At 76.4% G+C, this 23,826-nt stretch carries 21 protein-coding genes; 6 read left to right on the top strand and 15 right to left on the bottom strand.

The features are described from left to right. The first annotated feature begins 689 nt into the window (after positions 1-689). Complete coding sequence (locus ACI790_RS07355) at positions 690-1,637, top strand: nucleoside hydrolase (RefSeq protein ID WP_456569136.1); 948 nt, start codon at positions 690-692, stop codon at positions 1,635-1,637. On the opposite strand, the gene ACI790_RS07350 is transcribed toward ACI790_RS07355, so the two are convergent. Beyond that, positions 1,634-2,323 (bottom strand): ANTAR domain-containing protein, encoded by a 690-nt coding sequence (locus ACI790_RS07350; RefSeq protein ID WP_456569135.1) that lies wholly within the window; start codon positions 2,321-2,323, stop codon positions 1,634-1,636. The genes ACI790_RS07355 and ACI790_RS07350 overlap by 4 nt on opposite strands. Positions 2,324-2,449: 126 nt before the next feature. Between ACI790_RS07350 and ACI790_RS07345 the strand changes: the two genes are divergently transcribed. Next, positions 2,450-2,959 carry an ATP-binding protein gene (locus ACI790_RS07345; RefSeq protein ID WP_456569134.1) on the top strand — a complete coding sequence of 170 codons (510 nt, stop codon included), beginning with the start codon at positions 2,450-2,452 and terminating at the stop codon, positions 2,957-2,959. Between the two features lie 2 nt (positions 2,960-2,961). Here ACI790_RS07345 and ACI790_RS07340 read toward each other — a convergent pair whose 3' ends face one another. The 7 genes from ACI790_RS07340 to ACI790_RS07310 form a co-directional block, all read right to left on the bottom strand. Then, positions 2,962-4,575: a GTPase gene (locus tag ACI790_RS07340; RefSeq protein ID WP_456569133.1), complete on the bottom strand. Its 1,614-nt coding sequence runs from the start codon at positions 4,573-4,575 to the stop codon at positions 2,962-2,964. Further along, positions 4,572-6,269, bottom strand: a complete 1,698-nt coding sequence (locus ACI790_RS07335; protein ID WP_456569132.1) for an ABC transporter — start codon at positions 6,267-6,269, stop codon at positions 4,572-4,574. Before ACI790_RS07335 ends, ACI790_RS07340 begins: the two co-directional genes overlap by 4 nt. Before the next feature lie 53 nt (positions 6,270-6,322). Next, positions 6,323-6,961: a flagellar brake protein gene (locus ACI790_RS07330; RefSeq protein WP_456569131.1), complete on the bottom strand. Its 639-nt coding sequence runs from the start codon at positions 6,959-6,961 to the stop codon at positions 6,323-6,325. Positions 6,962-7,749: 788 nt separating this feature from the next. Then, the gene (locus tag ACI790_RS07325; protein WP_456569130.1) at positions 7,750-8,451 is read right to left on the bottom strand and encodes an NYN domain-containing protein; all 702 of its coding nucleotides are present in this window, start codon (positions 8,449-8,451) and stop codon (positions 7,750-7,752) included. Positions 8,452-8,567: 116 nt separating this feature from the next. Beyond that, on the bottom strand, positions 8,568-10,628 hold the full coding sequence (locus tag ACI790_RS07320; RefSeq protein ID WP_456569129.1) for a putative bifunctional diguanylate cyclase/phosphodiesterase: 2,061 nt from the start codon (positions 10,626-10,628) through the stop codon (positions 8,568-8,570). Positions 10,629-10,802: 174 nt separating this feature from the next. Next, positions 10,803-12,431, bottom strand: coding sequence for an acyl-CoA dehydrogenase family protein (locus ACI790_RS07315; protein WP_456569128.1), 1,629 nt, complete (start codon positions 12,429-12,431; stop codon positions 10,803-10,805). A 117-nt stretch (positions 12,432-12,548) separates the two neighbouring features. Beyond that, positions 12,549-13,832 carry a competence/damage-inducible protein A gene (locus tag ACI790_RS07310; RefSeq protein WP_456569127.1) on the bottom strand — a complete coding sequence of 428 codons (1,284 nt, stop codon included), beginning with the start codon at positions 13,830-13,832 and terminating at the stop codon, positions 12,549-12,551. 144 nt (positions 13,833-13,976) lie between these two features. On the opposite strand from ACI790_RS07310, the gene ACI790_RS07305 reads away from it, so the two are divergent. Next, the gene (locus ACI790_RS07305) at positions 13,977-14,702 is read left to right on the top strand and encodes a hypothetical protein (protein WP_456569126.1); all 726 of its coding nucleotides are present in this window, start codon (positions 13,977-13,979) and stop codon (positions 14,700-14,702) included. A 4-nt stretch (positions 14,703-14,706) separates the two neighbouring features. Here the strand turns inward: ACI790_RS07305 and ACI790_RS07300 are convergent, their stop codons facing one another. Both ACI790_RS07300 and ACI790_RS07295 read right to left on the bottom strand, forming a co-directional pair. After that, a complete protein-coding gene (locus ACI790_RS07300) occupies positions 14,707-16,302 on the bottom strand; it encodes a protein kinase domain-containing protein (RefSeq protein WP_456569125.1) in 1,596 nt (531 codons plus the stop codon). Next, positions 16,299-17,918: a protein kinase domain-containing protein gene (locus tag ACI790_RS07295; protein WP_456569124.1), complete on the bottom strand. Its 1,620-nt coding sequence runs from the start codon at positions 17,916-17,918 to the stop codon at positions 16,299-16,301. The genes ACI790_RS07300 and ACI790_RS07295 overlap by 4 nt, the downstream gene beginning before the upstream one ends. A 350-nt stretch (positions 17,919-18,268) precedes the next feature. Between ACI790_RS07295 and ACI790_RS07290 the strand changes: the two genes are divergently transcribed. After that, on the top strand, positions 18,269-19,045 hold the full coding sequence (locus ACI790_RS07290; RefSeq protein WP_456569123.1) for an enoyl-CoA hydratase-related protein: 777 nt from the start codon (positions 18,269-18,271) through the stop codon (positions 19,043-19,045). A gap of 9 nt (positions 19,046-19,054) precedes the next feature. On the opposite strand, the gene ACI790_RS07285 is transcribed toward ACI790_RS07290, so the two are convergent. Then, positions 19,055-19,297: a hypothetical protein gene (locus ACI790_RS07285; protein WP_456569122.1), complete on the bottom strand. Its 243-nt coding sequence runs from the start codon at positions 19,295-19,297 to the stop codon at positions 19,055-19,057. Positions 19,298-19,395: 98 nt separating this feature from the next. Between ACI790_RS07285 and ACI790_RS07280 the strand changes: the two genes are divergently transcribed. Continuing rightward, the gene (locus ACI790_RS07280) at positions 19,396-20,034 is read left to right on the top strand and encodes an MBL fold metallo-hydrolase (RefSeq protein ID WP_456569121.1); all 639 of its coding nucleotides are present in this window, start codon (positions 19,396-19,398) and stop codon (positions 20,032-20,034) included. Positions 20,035-20,062: 28 nt separating this feature from the next. On the opposite strand, the gene ACI790_RS07275 is transcribed toward ACI790_RS07280, so the two are convergent. From ACI790_RS07275 to ACI790_RS07265, 3 genes are all read right to left on the bottom strand, one after another. After that, complete coding sequence (locus tag ACI790_RS07275; protein ID WP_456569120.1) at positions 20,063-20,341, bottom strand: GlsB/YeaQ/YmgE family stress response membrane protein; 279 nt, start codon at positions 20,339-20,341, stop codon at positions 20,063-20,065. 138 nt (positions 20,342-20,479) lie between these two features. Then, positions 20,480-20,947 (bottom strand): SRPBCC family protein, encoded by a 468-nt coding sequence (locus ACI790_RS07270; RefSeq protein WP_456569119.1) that lies wholly within the window; start codon positions 20,945-20,947, stop codon positions 20,480-20,482. A 1-nt stretch (position 20,948) separates the two neighbouring features. Continuing rightward, positions 20,949-21,689 (bottom strand): GntR family transcriptional regulator, encoded by a 741-nt coding sequence (locus tag ACI790_RS07265; RefSeq protein ID WP_456569118.1) that lies wholly within the window; start codon positions 21,687-21,689, stop codon positions 20,949-20,951. 149 nt (positions 21,690-21,838) lie between these two features. Between ACI790_RS07265 and ACI790_RS07260 the strand changes: the two genes are divergently transcribed. Further along, the gene (locus ACI790_RS07260; RefSeq protein ID WP_456569117.1) at positions 21,839-22,450 is read left to right on the top strand and encodes a TetR/AcrR family transcriptional regulator; all 612 of its coding nucleotides are present in this window, start codon (positions 21,839-21,841) and stop codon (positions 22,448-22,450) included. Here ACI790_RS07260 and ACI790_RS07255 read toward each other — a convergent pair. After that, positions 22,416-23,729 (bottom strand): metallophosphoesterase, encoded by a 1,314-nt coding sequence (locus tag ACI790_RS07255; protein WP_456569116.1) that lies wholly within the window; start codon positions 23,727-23,729, stop codon positions 22,416-22,418. The two genes, ACI790_RS07260 and ACI790_RS07255, sit on opposite strands and share 35 nt — an antisense overlap. Between the last annotated feature and the right edge of the window lie 97 nt (positions 23,730-23,826).

The following is a 23,826-nucleotide window of genomic DNA, read 5'->3' as shown; positions in this document are numbered from 1 at the left end:
CGCCCCACAGCGCCATCCGGCGGGTGATGCCGCGCAGCCCGCCCAGCGGCCGGCGGACGCGCTCGGGAACCACGACCACGCGCGGGGCCGGCATCCGCGCCGAGCGGGCCGGCGGCGCAGGCTGCACCGACCGCAGCGGAACGGGCCGGGCGGCCGAGCGGTGCGGAGCCGGACGCGGGCGGTGGCGCGGTCGGGCGTCGTCGGCGCGGTCGAGGACGCCGATGAGGCCCGCCAGGGTGCTGGCCGGCTCACCACCGGACAGGTCGGCGCGCACAACCGCGGTAGCCGGCCGGACGGCCCGCCGGCTGCTGCTCATGTCGCCTCCCGAAGTCGTGTCCGCAGCAGGGGAAGGTGCCGCGGACAAGGAGAAAGGTAGGGACCCGGCGCGTCCGGACGGCGTTGTTCGGACACCTCTCCGGATGCGCGTGACCGAACCGTTGCCGAGCCATTCCCGAACGGCCGGTGACCCTTTTCCCAGCGCATTTCCTTGTCGACTCGGCGGTGCCCCGTGAGCGTGGAATTGGCCGATCGCGGGTCCGGTCGTCCCCGGACCGTCGCGACGCGCCCGGCGTGTCGGGGGCTCCCGCCCGATCGGCCGCACGCCGGATCGGCGCGGGCGCCGTGGTGGTGGGACGGCGCCGGCCCGACCGGCCCCGGGCGCCCGCGGAGCCGGCTGGGAGGATGCTGCGGTGACCGACCGCATCCCCCTGGTGATCGACACCGATCCGGGCATCGACGACGCGCTCGCCGTCCTCCTGGCGCTGGCCAGCCCGGAGGTGGACCTGCGGCTGGTGACGACGGTGCACGGCAACGTCGAGCTGGAGCAGGTCACCGAGAACGCGCTGCGGGTGCTGCACCTGGCCGGCCGCTCGGACGTGCCGGTCGCCGTCGGGGCGCGGGCCTCGCTCGTCCACCCCCAGCCGGAGCGGGCCGGGCACGTGCACGGGGCCGCCGGGCTCGGGGGCGTGGAGCTCCCGCCGTCCCCGGCCGGGGCCGACCCGCGCCCCGCCGTGATCGCCCTGGCCGAGCTGCTGCTGGCGTCCCCGGTGCCGGTGACCGTGGCCGCCATCGGCCCGCTCACCAACATCGCGCTGCTGCTGGCCGTCCGCCCGGAGGCGGCCGCGCGCATCGGGCGGCTGGTCGTCATGGGGGGGTCGGCCGGCCGGGGCGGCAACGTGACCGCCGCGGCGGAGTTCAACATCTGGTCCGACCCCGAGGCGGCGCAGGCGGTGTTCATCTCCGGGCTGCCCACGGTGATGGTCGGGCTGGACGTCACCCTGCCCACGGTCCTGACCGAGGAAGGCATCGCCCGCTTCGCCGCGGCGGGCCCGATCGGCCGCTCCGCCGCGGCGATCCTGCAGCAGTACGTGGACCACGCCCGCGACTCCTACGGCACCGCGGGCGTCGTGGTGCACGACGCCCTGGCCCTCTCCGAGGCGATCGTCCCCGGCACCGTGGGCACGGTGCGGCGCGACGTCGTCGTCGACACCACGCTGGGTGCCGGCCGGGGCCAGACGCTGGTCGACCGCCGGTCGGTCTCCTCCACCGGCACGGCCGTGGAGGTGGCGGAGAGCGTCGACAGCGACGCCGCCGTGGAGTTCCTCGTCTCCCGGCTCGCGGCGCTGGATCGGCGCTAGCCGCCCGCCCGGGTGCCCTCGACGATGCCGGCGGCGATGTCCCGGAGCTTGCGGTTGTACCGCTGCGAGGCCTGCCGCAGGATCTCGAACGCCTGCTCGGCGTCGACGTGCCGCTGCGCCATGAGCACCCCCTTGGCCTGCTCGATGACCGCGCGCGACTCCATGGCGATGCGCATGTTGCGGGCGTCGTCGGCCAGCCGGGCGTGCGCGTCGGCGTTGGCGACCGCCACCGCGATCAGCTCCGCCGTGCCCAGCCCTGCGGCCAGCGAGTCCGGCGACGCGAACGCCGCCGGCTGCGCGGAGTAGACGTTCAGCGCCCCGATGCTCGCACCCTGGTAGGGCAGCGGCACCGACAGCGAGCTCCGCACCGCGGTCTCGCGGACCCGGGCCATGTACGTCGGCCAGCGCTCCTCGGTGTGCACGTCGTCGATGCGCAGGACGACCCCGCCCCGGCCGGCGTCGATGCAGGGGCCGCCGTTCTCCGCGTACTGGAGCTCGTCGGCCTCCAGCGACATCGCGCCGTGGTGGGCGGCGGTGAAGGCCGTGTCGCCCCGCACGAGGGTGGTCGAGACCGACTCGGCACCCGGGATCGCCCGGGCCGCGATGCGGGTGATCTCCCCGAGGACGTCGGCGAGCTCCCGCCCGCCCAGGGTCACCCGGCTCAGCTCGCGCAGCGCGTCGTCCACCCGCCCAGTGTGCCCGGTGCGGAACTCGCCGGTCGCCCCCCTTCGCGCGCCGGGACCGCATCGGTCAGGATGGTGCGACCAAGCCGGGTCCCGGTGCCGCCTGCGAGGCAGACGCGAGAGGAAGCGATGGCCGACGAGCTGGCCCACGACGCGTGGCCGAGCGCGCCCGTCCCCTCCGTCCCCGGCGACGTCTGGCACTGGCAGCTGGAGGCCATGCAGGTGGTCTCCCGGGTGCGCACCGACCTGCGCGCGCGGATCGCCCACCCCTCGGTCTCCGCGGCGTCGACCGAGGACGCCCGCGACGGGCTGCTCCTGGTGTTCGAGGAGCTGGCCTCCAACGCGCTGCGGCACGGCGGCGGCGACGTGCGCGCCCTGGTGGTGGCCGGCCCCGCCGGCTGGCTGCTCGACCTGAGCGACGAGGCCCCCGACCGCCCGCCGGTCCCGGCCGTGGACCGCGATCCCGCCCTCGGCGGGATGGGCCTGCACCTGGTTGCCCAGCTCTCCACCGCCTACGGCTGGGAGCAGCGGCCCGGCCGCAAGCACGTCTGGGCGCTGCTGCCGACCGGCCGGGAGACGGCCGGGCCGCTCCGCGACCGGCTGCCCGAGCAGCGCTCGCCCGGGATCTCCCGGGACTGAGCTCAGCGCGCGGCGGCGGCCACCGCGGCGCAGAACCGGCCGGCGTCAGCGCGCACCTCGACCATCGGGGCCAGCAGCTCCTCCTCGGCCACCGCGCGGACGGCCGCCCGCAGCCGGCGGTCGGCCGTCCGGGCCCGTCGTCGCGCACGCAGCGCCACGAGCGGGCGGCACACCAGCGCCAGGAGCAGGCCGGCCAGCAGACCGCCGACCACCAGCAGCGTGGGCAGCGGCACGCCCTCGACCCGGGGCAGCGGCACGACGTCGTCGAGCTGGAAGAAGCCGAGCGCGACGAGGGCCAGCAGCCAGAGCGCGCCCACCAGGGCGGCGGCCATCAGCAGCCACTGCAGGCCGGCGGCGGCCCGCTGCCAGAGCGGCACCCGGTCGGGCCCGAGCTCGGTCCCGCCGACCGCCTGGTCCAGCGCATCGGCCAGCCGGTCCTCGGAGACCTCCGCCGTCCGCCGCAGCTCGTCCCGCCAGGCCGGCGCCAGCCCGTCCCCGACGGCGTCACGGGCCTCGCGCACCGCGGTCGCCATCCGCGCCCGCTCCACCGCGCCGGCCGCCGGTAGGGAGGTGCGGGCCCGCGCGTCGCCCAGGTGCAGCCGGTCCAGCGGGTCGGCGCGCAGCTTGCGCGTCCAGCGGAGCAGCGGCCAGCCGGTGCGGCCGGTCCCCTCCCGCCGGGTCGAGCGCTCGACGGCGGCGGTCACCGTGGGCACCCCGGCCGCGTCGGCCAGGGCGTCGGTGAGGTCGTCGGCGAGCCCGTCGGCGCCGGGGGCCGCGGCCGAACGCCCCCAGCGGCGGCCGCCGCCCTCCCCCGTCTCCGGGCAGTGCGCCGCCAGGCCCGCGGCGCTGCCGCGCACGTCGGCCAGCAGCCGCTCCCCGGCCGCCCGGCGGGCGCCCACCCGGCGGGCCAGCGCCCCGCGCAGCTCCGCCAGCCCGGCCCCGGTGCGCGCCGACACCGCCAGCAGCGGCGTGGCGGACAGCCCCTCCCGGTCGAGCAGCCCGCGCAGGTCGGCCAGGCACGCGCGGGCGGCCGCCTCGTCCAGCCGGTCCACCTGGTTCAGCACGACCATCAGCACCCCCGCGTGGCCGGCCAGCGGCGCCAGGTAGCGCTCGTGCACGGCGGCGTCGGCGTACTTCTGCGGGTCCAGCACCCAGACCAGGACGTCGACCAGCCCGACCAGCCGGTCCACCTCCAGGCGGTGCTCCACGCGCACGCTGTCGTGGTCGGGCAGGTCGAGCAGGACCAGCCCGTCCAGGGCGGCCTCCGGCTCCCGGCGGTGCCGCCGGGGGACCTCCAGCCAGTCGAGCAGCCGGTCGGTGCCGTCGCCCGGCCGCCCCCACACGGTGGCGTGCGCGACGCCGGTGGTGGGGCGCCGCACGCCCGGCGTGCTCACCTCGCTGCCCGACAGGGCGTTGAACAGGGTCGACTTCCCGCTGCCGGTCGCGCCGGCCAGCGCCACCACCGTGGCGTCCCCGAGGGCCTCCCGGGCACCAGCCTTGGCCAGCACGGCCCGGGCCTGGCCGATCTCCGGCACCTCCAGCCGCCCGTCGGCGACCTCGACCGCCTCCCGCAACGCCGCCAGCCGGTCGGCCAGCGATCTCTCCGCGCCCCTCATGCCCGGCGGGCCTCGGTGAGGGCGCGGGCGGCCACGCGCAGCTCGTCGGCGGCGCCCGGCGCCGGGGCCGCCGCGTCCACCCGCGCGTCGAAGCGGTCCTGCTCGTAGGCCAGCAGCGTCTCCGCCCGCTCGTCCAGGTCGGCGCGTGCCCGCTCCGCCAGGGACCGCACCGCGGCGTCGCCGAAGACCGCCTCCAGCACCCGCTGGCCGACCGCCGTCGTCCCGCCGGCCACCGCCACCTCGCCGCCGGTCAGCCCTCCGGTCTGGGCGAAGACCGCCACCATCACCACCGCTCCCGCACCGTTGACCCCCCAGGACAGCAGGCGGGCCCGCGAGCGCTTGTCCGCCCCCTCGCTGCGCACCAGGTCCAGCACCGTGCCCTGCCAGTCGCGCACCTGCGCCGCGGCGGCCTCGGGGAAGTCCGGGGAGACACCGGCCAGCTCGCGCTCCTCACCCGCCAGCAGCGCCGGTCCGGCGGGCAGCGCCCGCCAGGCCGTGACGGTCCGCTCGGCGGCCCGGTCGGCCTCGGCCCGGAGCAGCTGCTCCACGCTGCTCTCCAGCGCGCCCTGCAGGCTCTCGGCCGGCGCCGGCTGCCCGGTCAGCGCCGCCGCGACCCGGTCCCGCACCCGGCCGACCCGGTTCTGCAGCGTCCGCATCCACTCGCCGGTGCCGACGAACTCCTGCCAGCGGGCGAGAACCTCCCCGCGCAGCAGGCTGCCGCTCCGGACCCCCTGGTCGATCCCGTCCCGCGCCGCGTCGTAGGCGGCGGCCGCGGCGTCGTGCAGGGCACCGGCCACCGCGAGCTGCTCGTCCACCGCCGTGGCGACCGCCGCGGTGCGCTCCTGCAGGCTGTCCAGCGCCCCGCCGAGCGTCTGGCGGACCACCGCCGCCCGCTGCTCCTGGTCGGCGGCCAGGCCGTGCAGCCAGCTCCGCAACGGGGCCACCTGGTCCTCGGGCAGCAGCCCGTCGACCAGGGGGCGCTCCTCGATCACGAACAGCCGGGCCGCGGCCAGGCCGGAGCGCTCGAGCATGCCCGCGAGATCCGCCGAGATCTCCGCGGCGGCCTCCGGCGGCACCCGGTCGAGGACGACGGCCAGCGCCGTCCCCCGTTGCTCGGCCGTGCGCAGCACGTCCCAGGGCACCGCGTCGGCGTAGCGGGCCGCCGTCGTGACGAAGACCCACAGGTCGGCCGCGGCCAGCAGCTGCCCGGCCAGGTCGCGGTTGGAGGCCACCACCGAGTCGACGTCCGGCGCGTCGAGCAGCGCCAGACCGGCCGGGACGTCGTCCCGGACGACCAGCTGCACCGTCCCGGGGCCGCCGTCACCGCCGGTGACCCGGGCCATCCCGGGGAGCACGCGGTCGCCGGAGAAGCTGCCGGCGTCGGTCCGGGAGCACACCAGGACGGGGGCGCGCGTCGTCGGGCGCAGCACCCCGGCGGTCGTGACCGGTGCCCCGACGAGGCTGTTGACCAGGGTGGACTTGCCGGCGCCCGTGGACCCGCCGATGACGGTGAGCAGCGGGGCGTCGAGGTCGAGCAAGCGGGGCAGCAGGTAGTCGTCGATCTGGTCGGCGACGCTCCGGGCGGCCCGGGCGGCGTCGTCGCGCGCCGGGGTCGCCAGGCCCAGGGGGGCGGCGGCCAGCCCGTCCCGCAGGGCCGTGAGGGCCTCGGTCAGGCGAGGCGGGGACGTCGTCACACCTGCTGCTCTGCCCCGGGACACCGTCCGCTACCCGCGGGTTCCGGCCGCGGTCACTCCGCGAGCCTCGCCCGCTCCTCGCGCAGCGTCTGGAAGACCCGGCGCCGGACCCGGTCCTGCTCCTTCTCGGCGATGTCGACGAACCGCATGCTCATCACCCAGCGGGCGCCGCGGGCCTGCAGGCGGATCACCTCGCCCGTGGTCCGGAGGGGTCCGTCCTCGAAGTGGACGGTCAGCGCCAGCGCTGTCCCGGCCTCCGGCGCCATGCCGAAGCCCTCGAACTGCACCCGCAGGCCCGCCTCGCTGACGTCCAGCGTCTCGCCGGTGAGCTCCACGAGGCCCAGCCGCGCCTGCACGGGCACGACCACCCGGCCGCGCACCGCCGCCCGCCGCTGGCTGTGCTCGGCGGGACCGGTGACGGTGAGCCGCCAGCGCACGACCGGGCCGTGCTGGACGTCGAGCACCTCGGCCGGCAGCGCGCGCTGCCCGTGCGTGGTGCGCCAGAACACCTCCACGGCGTCACCGGGCTCGACCACGGACTCCGCCACGAACTCGCCCACGGAGGGGCGCACGGAGATCACCCCGGCGTGGACCACCTCGACCCGCGCGCTGACCGCGACGTCGGTGCCGGCCGGCCACACCTCGGCCTCGCTCTGCTCGGCCGGGTGGTCGACGCCGGGAACGCTGGTCATGGCTCCTCTTCCGGATCGGTGCTCGCGCCGTGCTCTGGTGCTCCGCCGACCCGCGCGGGAACGGTAACCCGGCGGACGACCGCTCCCGGGGTGCCCACCCGGCGACGCCGTGGCGACACGCCGTCGCGCCGGGCCTCCGGGCGGGGCGGAGGGACGGGTCCCGGTCACCGGGCGGACCGCAGCTCCGGAACGGCCGGAGCGGTTCGCAGCTGCTCTCGCGGGTCGTCAGCTCACGGGTGGTGAGCGCGTGCCGGCGCAGGTGGGCCAGCACGGCGATCAGCGAGGCGGTGGCCAGGTAGACGCTCACGGCGAGCAGCTCGGCGGCCGACAGCCCGGCGCCCGCGCTGATCGAGAAGAGCCCCAGCGCGGCCCAGGAGACGGCGACCAGGGCCACCGTCCAGCGCGGACGGGCGACGAGCACGCAGCCGCTGCCGTAGATGGCGAGGGTGAAGCCGAGCAGGTGGTACTGCGGATCGGCCGAGCGCGTCACGATCCACGCCACCTCGACCTGCACGACGGCCAGGGCGCGCTCGGTCAGCTCCTCGGCCAGGCCCGGGACGGCCCGGACCAGCGTGTCGAGGGACGCGGCACGCGCCCGCTCACCCGACGGCACGGTGAGGGCGCCACCGCGGGCAGCACGTCGCCCCGGCGCAGCACCTCCACCAGGCGGTCGAACGAAGAGAACGGCACAGTTCTGCGATCGGCAGATCCCCCCTCCCTGAGCGAACCCCGCCCGACCCACCCCGGGCGGGTGACCTGAGCGGCATCCGCCCAGGTCACCCGGCCGATCAGCCGCTGCGGCGGGCGGTGAACCCGGCGACGAAGTCGCGCAGGCTGCGGGTCGGCCGCAGCCAGGCACCGTCCGGCGGCAGGGCGTCGAGACGGACCCGGTCCAGGGGCTCGACGAAGGCGCCGGGGACGTCCTCGATGTCGATGAACTCCAGCAGGTCCGAGCCGATCGCGTACCCGGCCACCTCGCTGAAGGCGACGACGACGACCTGGGTGCCCTGCCGGACGAGCTCCTCCAGCGGTCCGGCGAAGTTGCGCCCGTCGCCGGAGAAGACCACGAGCCGCCGCAGCCGGTGGCTGTGCTGCCGGACGGCGATGTGGTCGAGCATGTCCTGGTCGATGTCGTCGTCGGGCTGCGACTTCGGCCGGGCGAACACCGAGTAGCCGAAGCCGCGCAGCGCCTCGACCCAGCGCTGCAACGACCCCGGCTGCGGGGGGATGTTGGCGAAGACGCAGGCCTCGACGTCGGACGCGTCGGGTGCGGCCGGGTCTCCGGCGCCCTCGACGAACCACGCCGCGATCGCGTCGAACCGCGGGCGGGAGGCCGCCGTCGGCCGGGCACCGATCACCGTCGACAGGGTCATGTCGATGTTGGGGGCGTCCCAGATGAGCAGGTCCAGCGGAGGACGCGGCCGGCCGTCGTCGGCGGCCCGCGCCGGCTCCTCGCCGATCCCGGCGGGAGCCTCGGAAGTGTCCAGCACGGGGACAGTCTGCCCGTCGCCGCTTCCCGGCGTCCCCATGGGCGACGGCACCGGCGCGGCGGCGGCCCGCGGTGGGCCGGCGGGCGCGGTCGCGCGGCGTGCCCGTCGGCGGACGGTCACCCGGTCGCGGGAACGGCGTGGCCCGCCGTCGCGAGGGCGCACAGGTCGCCTCCGGCCTGCTGCACCTCGCGGACCCAGCCCGGCACCCGCTCCCCGGGCATCGGATGGCCCAGCAGCCAGCCCTGACCGAGGTCGCACCCCGCCTCGCGGACCATCCGGAGGTGCTCCGGGGTCTCGATCCCCTCGGCCACCGAGCGGATGCCCAGGGTCCGGGTGAGCCCGACGATCGCCGCGAGCACCGCACCGGTCTCCCCGGCCGCCACCCGCTCGGCCGCGGCGAGCAGCGAGCGGTCGATCTTGAGGGTGCCGATGGGCAGCGAGAACAGCTGCGCCAGGGAAGACCAGCCGGTACCGAAGTCGTCGATGGCCACGCGGACGCCGAACCCGCGCAGCACCGAGAGCTGGTCCTCGGCCCGGGTGGGGTCCTCCGCGACGCTGGTCTCGGTGAGCTCGAGGACCAGCTGGTCCGCCGGCAGCCCGGACTGCTGCAGGGCCACCCGCACGTCACGGACCAGCGTCTCGGCGGAGAAGTGGCGGGCGCTGACGTTGACCGACATCCGCAGGCGCAGCCCCTCGGCCGCCCACTCGGCCGCCTTGCGGGTGGTCTCCCGCAGCAACCAGCGGGTGATCGGGATGATCTGGCCGGTCTCCTCGGCCACCGACAGGAAGGTGTCCGGGGAGAGCAGGCCGCGCTCGGGGTGCTGCCAGCGCACCAGCGCCTCCACACCCTCGATCGCCCCGGTGTCCAGGCGGACGACCGGCTGGTAGTGCACCACCAGCTGGTCGATGGCCTCCCCGCGCAGCCGGGTGGCGACCTCCAGCCGCCAGCGGGCCGCCTCCCGCAGGGCCGGCGAGAACAGGTGCACCCGGTCCCGGCCGGAGCTCTTGGCCGCGAACATCGCCGCGTCGGCGTCGCTGAGCAGGTGGTGGGCGTCGCGGACATCGGGCCGGGCCACCGCCACGCCGATGCTGGCGCTCAGCGGCACGGTGATCGTGCCGACGGCGAAGGGGCGGGCGAACGCCGTCTGCAACCGGAAGGCCAGCGCCGCGGCCTCCGACGCGTCGCACCCGTGGGCGAGGACGACGAACTGGTCGGCACCGAGGCGGGCGACGGCGTCGCCCGGGCGGAGCTGCTCGGAGAGCCGGCCGGCCACCAGGCGCAGCAGTTCGTCGCCGATCTGGTGGCCCAGGGAGTCGTTGACCGTCTTGAACGCGTCGAGGTCCAGGACCAGCAGCGCAACCCCGGCCCGGTGGTCGGCGGCCAGCGCCTCCGTGGTCAGCTCGAGCAGCCGTGCCCGGTTGGGCAGCCCGGTGAGGTCGTCGTGCCGGACCTTCCAGACCAGCTCCTCGCGGGCCTGCACCTGGTCGGTGACGTCGGTGTGGGTGATGACCACGCGCCCCGCGGCGTCCACCCGGGTGGCCTGCAGGTGGAACCAGCTCACCCCGTCCGGCGTCGCGCAGGAGAAGTCGAGGTGGAACGAGCGGCCGTCCGAGTGCGCGGCGTCGGTGAGCAGCGATCGGAGGCCCGCGGCGAGGTCGGCGTGCGCGGAGCGCTCCAGGTTGCGGGTCATCGTGGCCAGGTAGTCCTCGCCGACCCGCGCGGGCCAGGCGCCCTCCGGCAGCAGGCGCTCCCCGTTGCGCGTCCAGGCCCCGTTGGCCGACAGGATGCGTCCGTCGGGGCCGACCAGGACCGTCGCCGACGGCAGCGCCTCGAGCACGGCGGACAGCTCCCGGATCTGGGTGTCCCGCTCCTCCTCGCTGCGCCGGCGGGTGTCGATGTCGCGGAACAGCACCGCGGCGCCGGCGGGGTCGGGGAAGACCCGCACCTCGTACCAGCGGCCCAGCGGCTCGTAGAAGAAGTGGAACTCCCGCGAGCGGCCGTCCCGCAGCACCTGGCGGTACTGCTCCTCGGCCACCGAGCCGCGCAGCCCGGGGAACGCCTCGCGGGCGTCCCGGCCGAGCAACTGGTCGGCGCGCTGCCCGAGGAGGCGTTCGGCTGCCTCGTTGAGGTAGGCGAAGCACCCCCGCGCGTCCAGCCGGTAGACCGCATCGGGCACGCCGCTCAACGGGTCCGGCCGGCCCTCGGGAGGCCGGTCGTCACCTGGTTGCACGCTGCCCGCTCTCGTCCGGTGGTGGTCCGGTCCGCTCCCGCGGACTCTGGCACGAACCGCTCGCAGTGTCGACGGGCAGCACGTGAACCGTCCCCGAGAGTAATAGCCCGGTGCCCCGCCTCAGGACAGGGCGACGCCGGACCGCTGCACGATCTCGGGAACGGCGATCCCCGCCGGCAGGGTGCCGAGCACCGCGCCGGCGTCTCCGCCCAGGCGGGAGGCGCAGAAGGCGTCGGCGACGGCCGCCGGCGCGTGCCGCAGCAGCAGCGAGCCCTGCAGGCACAGCGCCAGCAGGCCCGCGACGCGGCGCGCCCGGAACGGCAGCTCCGCCCGGTCGCCGAGCTCGGCCGACAGCCGCGTGACGGCGTCGTCGAACCGCCGGTCGGCGCCGCGTGCCAGCTCGATCTCGGCGGTGACGGCGGCCAGCGACTCCGACGAGCGCTCCAGCGCGCGCAGGACGTCGAGCGCGATGACGTTGCCCGAGCCCTCCCAGATCGAGTTCAGCGGCGCCTGCCGGTAGAGGCGCGGCAGCCCCGACTCCTCGACGTACCCGTTGCCGCCGAGCACCTCCATGGCCTCGGCGACGACGCCGGGCGTGCGCTTGCAGACCCAGTACTTGGCCGCCGCCCCCGCCAGCCGCAGGAACGCCCCCTCCCCGGCGTCCACCGCGGCGGCGAGCCGGATGCCGAGGGCGGTGGCGGCCTCGCTCTCCACGGCGAGGTCGGCGAGCACGTTCTGCATGAGCGGCTGGTCGGCCAGCAGGGCACCGAAGGCCCGGCGGTGCCGGGCGTGGTGGATCGCCTGGGTCAGCGCTGCCCGGATCGTCGCGGCCGAGCCGAGGACGCAGTCCAGCCGGGTCATGTTGACCATCTCGATGATCGCGGGGACGCCGCGGCCGGGCTCCCCCACCAGCCAGCCGGTGGTCCCGTCGAACTCGATCTCACTGGAGGCGTTGGAGCGGTCGCCGAGCTTGTCCTTGAGCCGCTGCAGCCGGAGCACGTTGCGGCTGCCGTCGGGCAGCACCCGCGGGACGGCGAAGCAGGAGACGCCCTCGTCCAGCTGCGCGAGCACGAGGAACAGGTCGCTCATCGGCGCCGACGTGAACCACTTGTGGCCGGTGAGCGCGTAGCTGCCGTCGGTTCGGGCGACGGCGCGCGTGGTGTTCGCGCGGACGTCGGAGCCGCCCTGCTTCTCGGTCATGCCCATGCCCGCGACCAGGCTGCTCTTGGCCGCGGGCGGGGTGAGGCCGAACTCGTAGGCGCGCGCGGTCAGACCGGGCTCGTAGCGGGTGGCCAACTCGGGGGCGCGGCGCAGCGCCGGGACGACGGCGTAGGTCATGGTGGTGGGGCAGCCGTGGCCCATCTCGACCTGCGTCCAGCCGACGTAGCCGACCGCCCGGCGCACGTGGGCGTGCCGGTCACCGGCCGCGGCGTCCGCCCACGGCGCACCGCCGAGGCCGTGCTCCATCGCCGTGCGCATCAGCTCGTGCCACGCGGGGTGGAACTCGACCTCGTCCACCCGGTGGCCGTAGCGGTCGTGGGTGCGCAGCTTCGGCGGGTTCTCGTTGGCCAGCCGGCCCCACTCCTGCGCCTGCTCGCTCCCCGCGATCCGCCCGAGCCCGCCCAGGGAGCGCAGCGCCGCCTCGTCGGCGTGCCGGACGCAGGCCTCGGCCAGGGCGGCGTCCCCGGCGATCGGATCGTGCCCGATCAGGGGCGGGACCTGGTTGGTGACCTCGTGGGTGGCGGCCATGGGCTGCACCGTAGTGACCCACGAGTGAGCAGTTGTGGTCGCCGACATGCCGGGACACGCCGCGGCGGGCGGCAGCAACTGCGCTCTCGCCACGGGGGCCGGCCGGTGGGGCGGGAGTCAGGCGGGTGGGCCGCCCAGGAGCAGTTCGCGCAGCAGGTGCATCGCCATCGTGACGGACCGGTCCCGCACCGCCGACCGGGAGCCCGGCAGCGCCAGCGACCGCGTCCGCTCGCCGTCCGGCCCGAGCACGCACAGGTGCACCGTGCCCACCGGCTTCTCCGCCGTCCCCCCGCCGGGGCCGGCCACGCCGGTGATACCGACGCCGATGTCGGCGGCGAACCGGGACCGCGCGCCCTCGGCCAGGGCGCGGGCCACCGGGGGGCTCACCGCGCCGTGCTCGGCGAGCACCGCGGCCGGGACACCGAGCAACTGCTGCTTGGCCCCGTCGGCGTACGCCACCACCCCACCGAGCACGGCGGCGGAGGCGCCGGGCCGCTCGGTCAGCCGGGCAGCCAGGAGGCCACCGGTGCACGACTCGGCGGTGGCCACCGTGAGCCCCCGCTCGGTCAGCGCCCCGGCGACGAGCTCGTCGAGGGTGGCACCGGTGGAGAACAGCGTGCCGGCGTACCGCTCGCCGAGGGCGGCGGCGAGCCGGTCGTAGGCCGGCTGCGCCGGGGCGGCGAAGCGCGTCACGATCTCCAGCTCGCCCTCGCGCAGGCAGGTGGTGATCTCCAGGCCGGCGAGCTCGGGCTCGAGCTCCCGGAGGGTCGCGGCCAGCTGCGCCTCGAGGGTGCCCCAGAGCCGGACGGTCTCCTGCCGCAGCTCCGTGGCGCCGGCCAGCGCCGCGCGGGTGGGTTCCGCGGCGACCGCCGCCGGCCACATCCCACGCAGCTCTCCCGGCGGCCCGGGGAGCACGACCACCGGCGGACCGCTGCGGCCCTCGGCGGGGGGCACGACCAGGCCCGGGGCCGTGCCGACCGGCTCGAGCACCGTGGCGCCCTCGGGGACCAGGGACTGCTTGCGCACGCCGGCCGCGGTCGCCGCCGGGTCCGACCGCCAGCCGCGACGGGCCATCAGCCGCTCGACGACCTGCCGGACCCGCTCCTCCAGCGCGGGGTCGACGGCCGAGGGCCGGCCCTGGAACTCGCCGACGACCTGCGCGGTCAGGTCGTCCGCGGTGGGGCCGAGCCCGCCGGTGGTGAGCACCAGGTCGGCGCCGGTGCCGGTGAGGAACGACAGCGCGGCCGCGAGGTCCTCGGGCCGGTCGCCGACCACCACGACGTGGCCGACGTCGACGCCCATCCTCCGCAGCTGCTCGGCCAGCCAGGGGCCGTTCCGGTCGGCGACCCGGCCGGTGAGGACCTCGGTCCCGGTGACGACGATTCCGGCTCGGGTGACCACGGCCCGACCCTAGGCGCGCGGACCGGCTCCGGCAGACGGGGACGCCTCCGGGTGGCGTGCGGACGCGAGCGCCCTCGCGCCGATACCGTGCGGAGCGCACCGCACATACCGGTGACCCCGCCCGAGCCGTCCGAGGAGGCACCCGTGAGCACGCCGTCCGACCCGCAGACCCCCGGCACCGGTTCCGGCGCCACCGCCGGCTCGGGCTTCGCGCAGCCCACGACGGCAGAGATCCCCGTGGTCCCGCCCGCCACGCCCAGGACGACGGTGCAGCAGCTGCCGCCGCCGTCCTCGCCGTCGCCCGCCGCTGCGCCGCAGCCGGACCCCGCCACGGCGCCGCAGCCCACCGGTCCGGTCGACTTCGTGCCGGGCCTGCCCGGCGCAGGCTCGCCTCCCCCGCCGGCCCAGGCGGACCGGTCGTCGTGGCCCGAGATCCTCGAGGCCGGCGACTCGGAGGACGACGCCGCGGCAACCCCGGCGGAACCGCGCACTCCCCGGGACCGCACCGCGCTGGCCGGCGCCGGCCTCGTGCTGCTCGCCCTGGTGCTGCTCGAGCTGGGGCTGGCACTGGCGTTCGGCACCGGCTCGTTCTGGTCGGCCGTGCCGCTGTGGTCGGCGTTCGCAACCCTCTGCGTCGTCGCCGGGCTGGCCGCGTTCGCCGGGCTGGTGCCCGTCGGCCGGCGGCTGGGCGCACGCACCGGCCGGCGGATCGCCGCCGGCGGGCTGGCCGGGCTCGCGGTGTTCTGGCTGCTCGTCGTGCTGCCGAACGCCGACAGCGACCGGGGCTTTCTGCTCACCGCCGCCCTGGGCGCCCTCGGCGGCGCGCTGTGGCTCGCCACGGGCCGCGCGGAGCCGGCCGCCGCGGAGTGAGCGGCTAGTTCCCCCTGCCCGGACCGCGGCCCCGGCCGTTCGCGGCCCCGTTGCCCTTCGCGACGCCGCTGCCGTTCGCGACGCCGCTGCCGTTCGCGACGCCGCTGCCGTTCGCGACGCCGCTGCCGTTCCCTCCGGCGTTTCCGTTACCGCCCCCGTTGCCGTTCCCGCCGCCGTTGCCGTTCCCGCCGCCGTTCCCGTTCCCGGGCTCCTCGTCGGCGCCCTCCTCGGGCTCCTCCGGTTCTTCGGCCGGCTCCGCGTCCCCGCCCCCGTCGACGGGAGCCGGGCCGGAGTCCACCGGCTGGGGGACCACGGGCGCCGGGGCGGGGGCCGGCTCGGGCGCGGGCGGCGGCGCGATCGCGTAGGTGACGGTGACGACGGAGCCGCGGGCCAGCGTGCCCACCGGGCCGACGTCCAGCACGTGCTCCGCGGGCACCGCCGAGCTCTCCTCCGCGACCAGGTCGACGCCCAGCCCGGCGGCGACGAGCTCGGCCTCCACGTCGGCGACCGGCCGCCCGAGGTAGTCGGCGGCGGCGAGCACCACCGTCTCCGGCGCCTCGGTGATCCCGGTCCCGGGGTCGACCGGCGGGTCTCCCCACACCTGCAGGGCGGCCACGCCCAGGCCCGCGCCGACCAGCAGCGCGGCGAGCGGGGCGACGAGGCGCCGGCGGCCCGGATGCCGGGCGGGACGCGCGGCGGTGGCGCCGACGGCGAAGGGCCGGGTGTCCCCGCGCGGGTCCACCGGGAGCAGCGGCCGTCCGGCGCGGACGTCGTCGACCGCGTCCCGGAATTCGGCGCCGTCGCGGAAGCGCTCGACGGGGTCCTTCAGCAGCGCCCGGTCGATGAGCGTGCGGACCTGCTCCGGGATGTCGGCCGGCAGCGGGGCGGGCACCTCTCGGAGCTGCCGCAGGGCGATCTGCACCGAGTTCTCGCCGTCGAAGGCCCGGTGCCCGGCGAGGCACTCGTAACCGATCATGCCAAGGGCGTAGACGTCGCTGCCCGGACCGGCCTTGCTGCCGGCGGCCTGCTCCGGGGAGAGGTAGTGGGCGGTGCCTACGACCTGGCCGGTCTGGGTCAGCGGGGCGCTCGCGGCCGACCAGGCGATGCCGAAGTCGGTGATCTTCACCGTGCCGTCGGAGCCGACCAGCACGTTCCCCGGCTTGACGTCCCGGTGCACCAGCCCCGCGGCGTGCGCGGCGGCCAGGCCGTCGGCGGTCTGGCGCAGCACCTCCAGGGTGCGGTCGACCGCCAGCCGGCCCTCCCGCGCCAGGAGCTGCGCGAGGGACTCCCCCTCGACCAACTCCATGACCAGGAAGGCCAGCGGCTCGCCGTCGTCGGCGGTCGACTCCCCGTAGTCGAAGAGGGCCGCGATGTTGCGGTGGGTCAGCAGCGCGCTGTGCTGCGCCTCGGCCCGGAACCGGGCGCGGAAGGTGTCGTTCCCGGTGTACTCGCTGCGCAGCACCTTGACGGCGACCGGCCGCTGGAGGACGACGTCCCGCGCCCGCCACACCTGGCCCATGCCGCCGGTGGCCAGCAGCGAGAGCAGCTCGTAGCGGCCGCCGAGCAACCTCGTCGAGGGCGGCCGGCGCCCCGGCGTCACGGGACCGTGGGGGTGGTCGGCGACGTGGTGGACGGCGCGGTCGTGGTGCTCGACGTGGTGGCCGTGGGAGTGGTCGTGGTCGTGGTGGTCGTCGCGGTCGGCTCCGTGGGCTCGGGCGTCGTCGTCTCCTCCGGCGTCCCGGCGGGAGTCGTCGCCGGGAGCGTGGACGTGGTCGTCTCCGCGGCCGGGGTGGTGGTCGTCGGTGCGGCCGGCTCGGGCGGCGGGGCCGTGCTCGACGGGGCGACCCGGTCGATGGCCGCACCGGTCATGGCCGGGGCCCGGGGCTCCTCGCGCTGCCCCGCGGCGGCCGCGGCGTAGCGCACGACCACCCGGTCCCCGTCCCGCAGCGGGCGGCCTGCGGGCGACACCCCGGTCACCCGGTCGGGGACGACGTCGTCGCGCACCTCGGCCCGCACGGAGACGGTCAGCCCCAGCGCGGCCAGCCGTTCGGCGACCTCCCCCACCGGCCGGCCCACGTAGTCGTCCTCCGCGAGCACGATGCTGCCGGCGGTGCGCTGCTCGACGGCCGCCGCGGCCGCCGGCGGCGGGCCCTCGGTCAGCGACTGCAGCAGGACGGCGGTGATCCCCGCGCCGGCGAGCAGGCCCAGCAGCGGCAGGAGCACCACGGTCAGCCGGCCACGCCGGCGGGCCGTCGGCGGCCGGGTGACGCCGGCCAGGGTCGGCGGCCCGCCCGGCTGCGCCCCGGCCGGTCGCGATCCACCGGGCCGCCGCCGCGGCCGCGACGACTGCACCGCGGGGATGCCCCGGTCCGGCCGGAGGCCGGCCTGCAGGTCGGCGACGGCCGCGGCGAAGCTGGCGCCGTCGGGGAAGCGCGCGTCCGGGTTCTTGACCAGGGCGCGGCCGATCAGCGTCCGGACGCCGGGGGGCAGCTCCCCGGGCAGCGGGTCCGGCTCCTGCCGCACCTGCTTGAGCGCGATGGTGACCGCGTTGTCACCCTCGAACGCCGGGCGCCCGGTGAGGCACTCGTAGCCGATCAGCCCGAGGGCGTAGACGTCGCTCGCGGGAGTGGCGTGCCGACCCTCGGCCTGCTCGGGCGAGAGGTACTGGGGGGTGCCGATGACCTGCCCGGTGCGGGTGAGCGCCACGCTGCGCGCCGACCAGGCGATCCCGAAGTCGGTGATCTTCACCGTGCCGTCGGGGCCGACGAGGATGTTCCCGGGCTTCACGTCGCGGTGCACCATGCCCAGCCGGTGCGCCTCGGCCAGCCCCGAGGCGGTCTGCCGCAGCAGGGACAGCGTCGTCTCCGGGTCCAGCACCCCCTCCCGCCGCAGCAGCGCCGACAGCGGCTCGCCCTCCACCAGTTCCATCACCAGGTAGGCGAGGGTCTCCCCCGACCCGTCCTGGGCGGTCTCCTCGCCGTAGTCGAAGACGGCGGCGATGTTGGGGTTGCTCAGCGAGGCGGCGTGCTGCGCCTCGGCGCGGAAGCGGGCCACGAAGGTCGCGTCACCGGTGTACTCGCTGCGCAGGACCTTCACCGCGACGGTGCGGTGCAGCGCGGTGTCCAGCGCCCGCCAGACCTGGCCCATGCCCCCGGCGGCGATCAGCTGGTGCAGCTCGTAGCGGTTGCCCAGGCACCTGCGTCCTGGCTCCACCACGGAGGTCGCTCCTCGTCCGTCCGGTCCGTGCGCACGGACCGGACCGTCATCGTCCGGGGAGCCGCCCAGCGCCCCGCCGTTCCCTGTCCAACCCGCGCCCGGGTTACACATCACGGTTCGGCGTCATCGTCCCCGACGGGTGCGGGCGCTCCGGACCGGTCCCGCTGTGGCGCTGCTCGCCTCCGGCGCGCCGGTCGCTCCGCGTGCGCGCGGTGCCACGGGAACGGATCGGCCCGGGGGGACGTGCCGTGGCGGACCGCGTGATCGGAGGTCCGGCGGCCTGGCAAGGTGACCGGCGACAGGTCGCGCAGCCGCGGCCGCACCCAACGAGGCCGGAAGGCAGGGCGACGATGTCCGACACCGTGACCCGGGAGGACGCCGGCGGCGTCGCGACCCTCACCCTGCTCCGCCCCGCCCTGACGACGGCGCTGCGCCGCGACCTGCGCGCCGCTCTGGACGACGTCGCGGCGGACGAGTCCGTGCGCGCGGTGCTGCTCACCGGGACCGGCCGGGCCTTCTGCGTGGGCCAGGACCTCGCCGAGCACCAGCAGAAGCTGCAGGGGGAGGGCGAGCCGCCGCTGTCGGTGGTCGAGCGGGAGTACAACCCGCTGGTGCTCGCGCTGGCCGGGCTCCGGGTCCCGGTCGTCGTCGGCATCAATGGCGCCTGCGCGGGGGCGGGGCTGGGCATCGCCCTGGCCGGCGACCTGCGGGTCGCGGCCGCGGGCGCCAAGTTCACGACGGCGTTCACCGGCATCGGGCTGTCCAGCGACTCCGCGCTGGCGGCGCGGCTGGTGCACAACGTCGGCGGCTCGCGCGCCGCGCAGCTGCTGCTGATGCCCGAGCCGTTCCTGGCCGAGACCGCCGCGGAGTGGGGGCTGGTGCACCGCGTGGTGGCGCCCGAGCAGGTGCTGCCCGAGGCGCAGGAGCTCGCCGCCCGGCTGGCCGCGGGCCCGACCGCCGCCTACCGGGCGGTGAAGACCGTGCTGGCCACCGCGGCCACCGACTCGCTGGAGGAGACCCTCGCCCTGGAGGGCCGGCTGCAGACGGAGGTCGGGCAGACCGCCGACCACCGCGAGGCGGTCGAGGCGTTCCTGGCGAAGCGGGCCCCGCGCTTCACCGGTCGCTGAGACCGGGCCTCAGGGGTGGCCGTCGCCGGCGACGGCGGGAGCGAGCGTGGTGCAGGTGGGGCAGACGTCGACGGCGTAGACCGGCCACTGCTGCCCGGGGGCGATGCGGGCCAGCGAGCCGCAGACGGTGAGCTCGCAGGCGCCGTCGACCTCGGCCGGCGGCCGGTGCAGCTCCACGGCGTGCCACAGCGCGGCGGTGGGCCCGTGGGCGCGGCTGCGCGCGGCGGCGAACAGGGTGGTCTGCAGCATCATGCAGAGGACGTCGGCAGGGCGGCGGCCCCGGGTGACGGGAGCGGCGGTGCGCCTCCCCCCGAGGGGTGAGGGGCGGCGGGCCGGTGCAGGATCGGGGCATGGAGCTCACCAAGCACGGTCACGCCTGCGTGGTCCTCGCCGCCGGGGAGCGGCGGCTGGTCATCGACCCGGGCGCCTTCACCGACCCGGTGGCGATGGACGGCGCGACGGCGGTCCTCGTCACGCACGAGCACCCGGACCACTTCGTGGCCGACCGGCTGCGCGCGGCGATGGAGGCGAGCCCCGGCCTCGAGGTGTGGACGAACCGGTCGGTGGCCGCCCAGCTGGAGGGGGCCGGAACCCGGGTCCACGTGGTGGGCGCCGGGGACGTGGTCACGGCCGCGGGGTTCGAGGTGCAGGTGCACGGGGAGCTGCACGCGGAGATCCACCCGGAGCTGCCCCGGGTGGCCAACGTGGGGTTCCTGGTCGACGGGGTGGTGTTCCACCCGGGCGACGCCTTCACGGTGCCCGAGACGCCCGTCGCGACGCTGCTGCTGCCGCTGCACGCCCCGTGGTCCCGGACGGCCCAGGTCATCGACTACCTGCGGGAGGTCCGGGCCGACCAGGCGTTCGCGGTGCACGACGGGCTGCTCAACGACACCGGGCTGGGTGTCGTCACCGGGCTGCTCGGGGAGCGGGGTCCGGGGACCCCGACCCCCGTCAGCCGGCTGACCCCGGGGGACACCGTCGAGCTGTGAGCCCGGCCGGCGCCCCCGGGGCGCTGGATCAGTGCCGGACGGAGCGGTTCGAGCGACCCGCCATGCCGGCGTAGCCGCCGACCAGCACGAGGGCTGCGATCACGGCGAGGATGAAGCCCAGGATGTTGAGCTCGAAGATGTCACCGGTGCCGATCAGGCTGGCGATGAGGCCACCGATGATGGCGCCGAGGACACCCAGCACCAGGGTGGCGACGATGCTGATGTGCTGCTTGCCCGGCAGGAGCAGCCGGGCGAGCGCGCCGATGATGAGGCCGATCACGATGAGGCCGAGGATGTCGAACAGCACAGGTTTCTCCTTCGTTCGACCGGCGCTGCGCTACCGGCAGGGAGCCGGGCGCACCACGCCGGTGCACGACTGGAGGCTGTACCCGCCCTCATGACGGTGATGCGTCATTCGCCCGATCGAGGTGGCGATCACGGCTGGTCAGGAGGTATTGGTGGCCCGCGCCACGTGCGCGGGCACCTTCGCGAGCTCCGCGTCGACGGTCTGCTGCACCAGCCGCCGGACGGCACCGCGCTGCAGGTGGCGGACCACCCGGCTGCCACCGACCGGCTCGTGCGTGAGGGTGATCGACACGCGGGTCCCGCCGGCGGAGGTGTCGGCCAGCTCGATCCGCGTGGTCCAGGCCTCCGGCGTCAGGTCCAGCCGGGAGACGACCAGCCGGGGCTCGTCCCACTCCAGGATCTCTCCCCGTGGTGCACCGGCCCGCGGGGTCGCGCCGTCGAGCTGCCCGGGCACGCAGACGAACGTCGTCCCGACCCCGGGCGCCCCGGCGCCGCCGAGCACGTAGGAGACGTCGCAGACGGCGCAGTAGGGCTCGAGCACCGCCAGGGCCCGCCAGACGACGGTGCGCGGTTGGGGCACCTCGCGGGAGCCGGTCGCGGTCGTCACGTCAGCGCCCTCCCACGGAGACCTCGAACTCCACCTGGCTGACGTCCGGCCGCAGCCGGGAGAAGCTGTGCACCAGCGGCCGCCCGTCGCTGTCCCGGACGGTGGTGCGCACCACGAGCAGCGGGGAGCCGGCAACCACCCGCAGCAGGTCGGCCTCCCCGGCTGCGGCGGTGCCGACGTCGACGACGATCCGCGCGTGGGCGAGGTCGGCGGAGTACTCCCGGCGGAGGAAGTCGTAGAGCGACCCCTCGCCGAAGTCCGCCTCCGCGGCCCGCGGGTAGAGCGCGGCCGGGAGGAAGCTGTGCGCGACGTGGTTCGGCGTGCCGTCGACGCTGCGCAGCCGCACCAGCTCGACGACGTCCGCGGCGGGATCCAGCTTCAGCTCGGGGACGACCGGGACCGGCACCGGCACGACCCGCTGGGTCAGCACCGTGGTGCCGACCTGGGCGCCCTGCTCGGTCATGACCGAGTTGAACCCGGCGATGCGGTGCACGAAGCTCTCGCGGTACTCGTGCCGGATCGCCGGGCGGGTCACGTAGGTGCCCCGGCCCTGCTCGCGGACGAGGTGCCCGTCGGCGACCAGGCCGTCGACCGCGCGGCGCAGCGTGATCCGGCTGACCCCGTACTCGGCGCAGAGCACCGGCTCCGGCGGCAGGAGCGTCAGCTCCGGCAGCGCGGCCACGCGGCGCCGGAGGTGCTCGCGGACCGACAGGTACTTCGGTCCGGAGACGGGGCTGGTCACGGGACGAAGGTACTGCCCGGAGAGACGTCTGGTCGTCATGTCGTATGGGACGTCACATCCGAACGGGTCGGTCCCTGCGCAGGTCACGGACCTATGACGGTCGTTCCGGCAGGTGGCAGGATCGCGGTGGCCGGGCAGAGGATCACCGGGTGACCGATTCCTCGGACTACCGAAGGCGCAGGTGGGAGGCCACCCACGAGCGGATCTTCGCCGCCGCGGTGCAGCTGTTCGAGGACGAGGGCTTCGACCAGGTGAGCGTCGGCAGCATCGCCACGGCGGCCGGTGTCTCCGTGCCGACCTTCTACGCGCACTACCCGAGCAAGGAGCACCTCGTCATGCGCCTGGCGGCGCCGGAGGAGGTGGCCGCGCTCATCGCCGCCCAGCCGGCCGAGCTCCCCCTGGCGGTGCGCATCCGCCGGGCCGCCGTCGACTCGCTCAGCGGGATCGCCGGCGAGGACCGCGCGCAGCTGCACGCCCGCTGGCAGATCATCGCCGGCAGCCCCGCGCTGCGGCACCGGGCCGGCGAGTTCGACCGGATCACCGCGACGATGGCGGCCGAGGCCCTCGCCGAGGGAGGCCCCCCGCGCACGGCCGATCTCGTGGTGGCCAGCGCCTACCTCGCCGCCTACACGACCGGCCTGCTCGTCTGGGCCGACAGCGGCGACGAGACCGCCCTGGAGCAGTGCGTCGAGGCGGCGTTCGAGGCGCTCGAGCAGGCCCGGTCGGTCAACCCCGCGGAGCCCGGAGCTCCACGACCGTGACCTCCGGCCGGGCACCGATCCGCATCGGCGGGCCCCAGTACCCGGCGCCGGATGAGACGTACAGCTGGGTCTCCCCGTGGCGGGACAAGCCCTCCACCGCCGGCTGGTCGAGGCGCACCGCGTAGTCGAAGGGCCACAGCTGCCCGCCGTGGGTGTGCCCGGACAGCTGCAGGTCGACCCCGGCCGCCGCGGCCTGCTCCACCATCACCGGCTGGTGCGCCAGCAGGACCACGGGCGTGGCGTCGTCCCGCCCGTCCAGCGCCGCGTCGAGGTCGGCGCCGTGGCCGGGCAGCCCCGAGGCCGCCGCCGTCCGGTCGTCGATCCCGGCGAGGTCGAACGAGGCGCCGCCGCGGCGGATGGCCACCCGCTCGTTGCGCAGCACGTCCACGCCCAGGGTCGGCAGGTGCCGCATCCAGGCCCGGGTGTCGACGAAGTACTCGTGGTTGCCGGTGACGAAGTAGACGCCCTGCTCGCTCACCAGGTCGGCCAGCGGCGCGACGTCCTCCCGCAGGTCGTCGACGTCGCCGTCGACCAGGTCGCCGACGATCGCCACGACGTCCGGGCGCTGCTCGTTGACGATCTCGACCAGCCGCTCGAACCGCCGCCCGCCGTAGGTGGCCGAGAGGTGGCCGTCGGAGAAGGTGACGATCCGGAGGCCGTCGAGCGCCGGGTCCAGCCCGCGCAGGGTGACCGGGACCCGCCGGACCACCGGCGCCGCGTTGGCGAGGTAGGCACCCGTGCCGGCCGTGCCGAGCGCGACCGCCCCGGCGGTCACCGCCAGCCCCCGGGCCAGGAAGAGCCGCCGCGGCAGTCCGGGGTCCTCGGCGGGGTCCTCGGCCGGGGCCTCGGCCGGGGCCTCGGCCGGGGCCTCGGCGATGACACTCCCGTCCTCCCGGACGGCACCGCAGCCAGGAGCCGTGCCCCGGTCCCGCGGAGCCGTTGCGTCGTCCCTGCGCGGAGCGCTCCGCGCCCCACTCGGGACGACCCCGCCCGCCTTCCGGCGGATCCAGGCGTTGCCGAGCAGCCGGACCGGTTCGAGGACGAGCAGGGCGACGACGGCGTAGAGCGCGACGCCGAGCCAGCTGTACCCGATCCAGCTCACCGGGGCGAGGGCGTCCAGGGAGAGGATGCCGCGCAGCACGACGGCCAGCACCGGCAGCACCGCGAGGGCGACGGTGAGCGCCGTCAGCCGGCGCCGCAGCCTCCCGGGCCGCGTGGTCCCGCGCACCAGGCGCAGCCACAGGTAGGCGTGCAGCAGCCCCACGGCCAGCAGGACCACCGTCCCGAAGCCCAGCAGACCGATGAGGGACAGGGCAGGCCTCCGGAGGCGTCGAGCGGGGCTGGGCGCCGGGCGGTGGGCACCGGCGCAGAGAGGA

It is taken from the genome of Blastococcus sp. SYSU DS0539 (assembly GCF_054050855.1).
This window is presented reverse-complemented; position numbering and strand designations above follow the sequence as displayed.

Coding starts and splice junctions, on each gene's coding strand:
- ACI790_RS07330 (WP_456569131.1), bottom strand. CDS start 6,961: ATGACCAGCGTTCCCGGCGTCGACCACCCGGCCGAGCAGAGCGAGGCC.
- ACI790_RS07280 (WP_456569121.1), top strand. CDS start 19,396: ATGGAGCTCACCAAGCACGGTCACGCCTGCGTGGTCCTCGCCGCCGGG.
- ACI790_RS07290 (WP_456569123.1), top strand. CDS start 18,269: ATGTCCGACACCGTGACCCGGGAGGACGCCGGCGGCGTCGCGACCCTC.
- ACI790_RS07345 (WP_456569134.1), top strand. CDS start 2,450: ATGGCCGACGAGCTGGCCCACGACGCGTGGCCGAGCGCGCCCGTCCCC.
- ACI790_RS07285 (WP_456569122.1), bottom strand. CDS start 19,297: ATGATGCTGCAGACCACCCTGTTCGCCGCCGCGCGCAGCCGCGCCCAC.
- ACI790_RS07315 (WP_456569128.1), bottom strand. CDS start 12,431: ATGGCCGCCACCCACGAGGTCACCAACCAGGTCCCGCCCCTGATCGGG.
- ACI790_RS07340 (WP_456569133.1), bottom strand. CDS start 4,575: ATGAGGGGCGCGGAGAGATCGCTGGCCGACCGGCTGGCGGCGTTGCGG.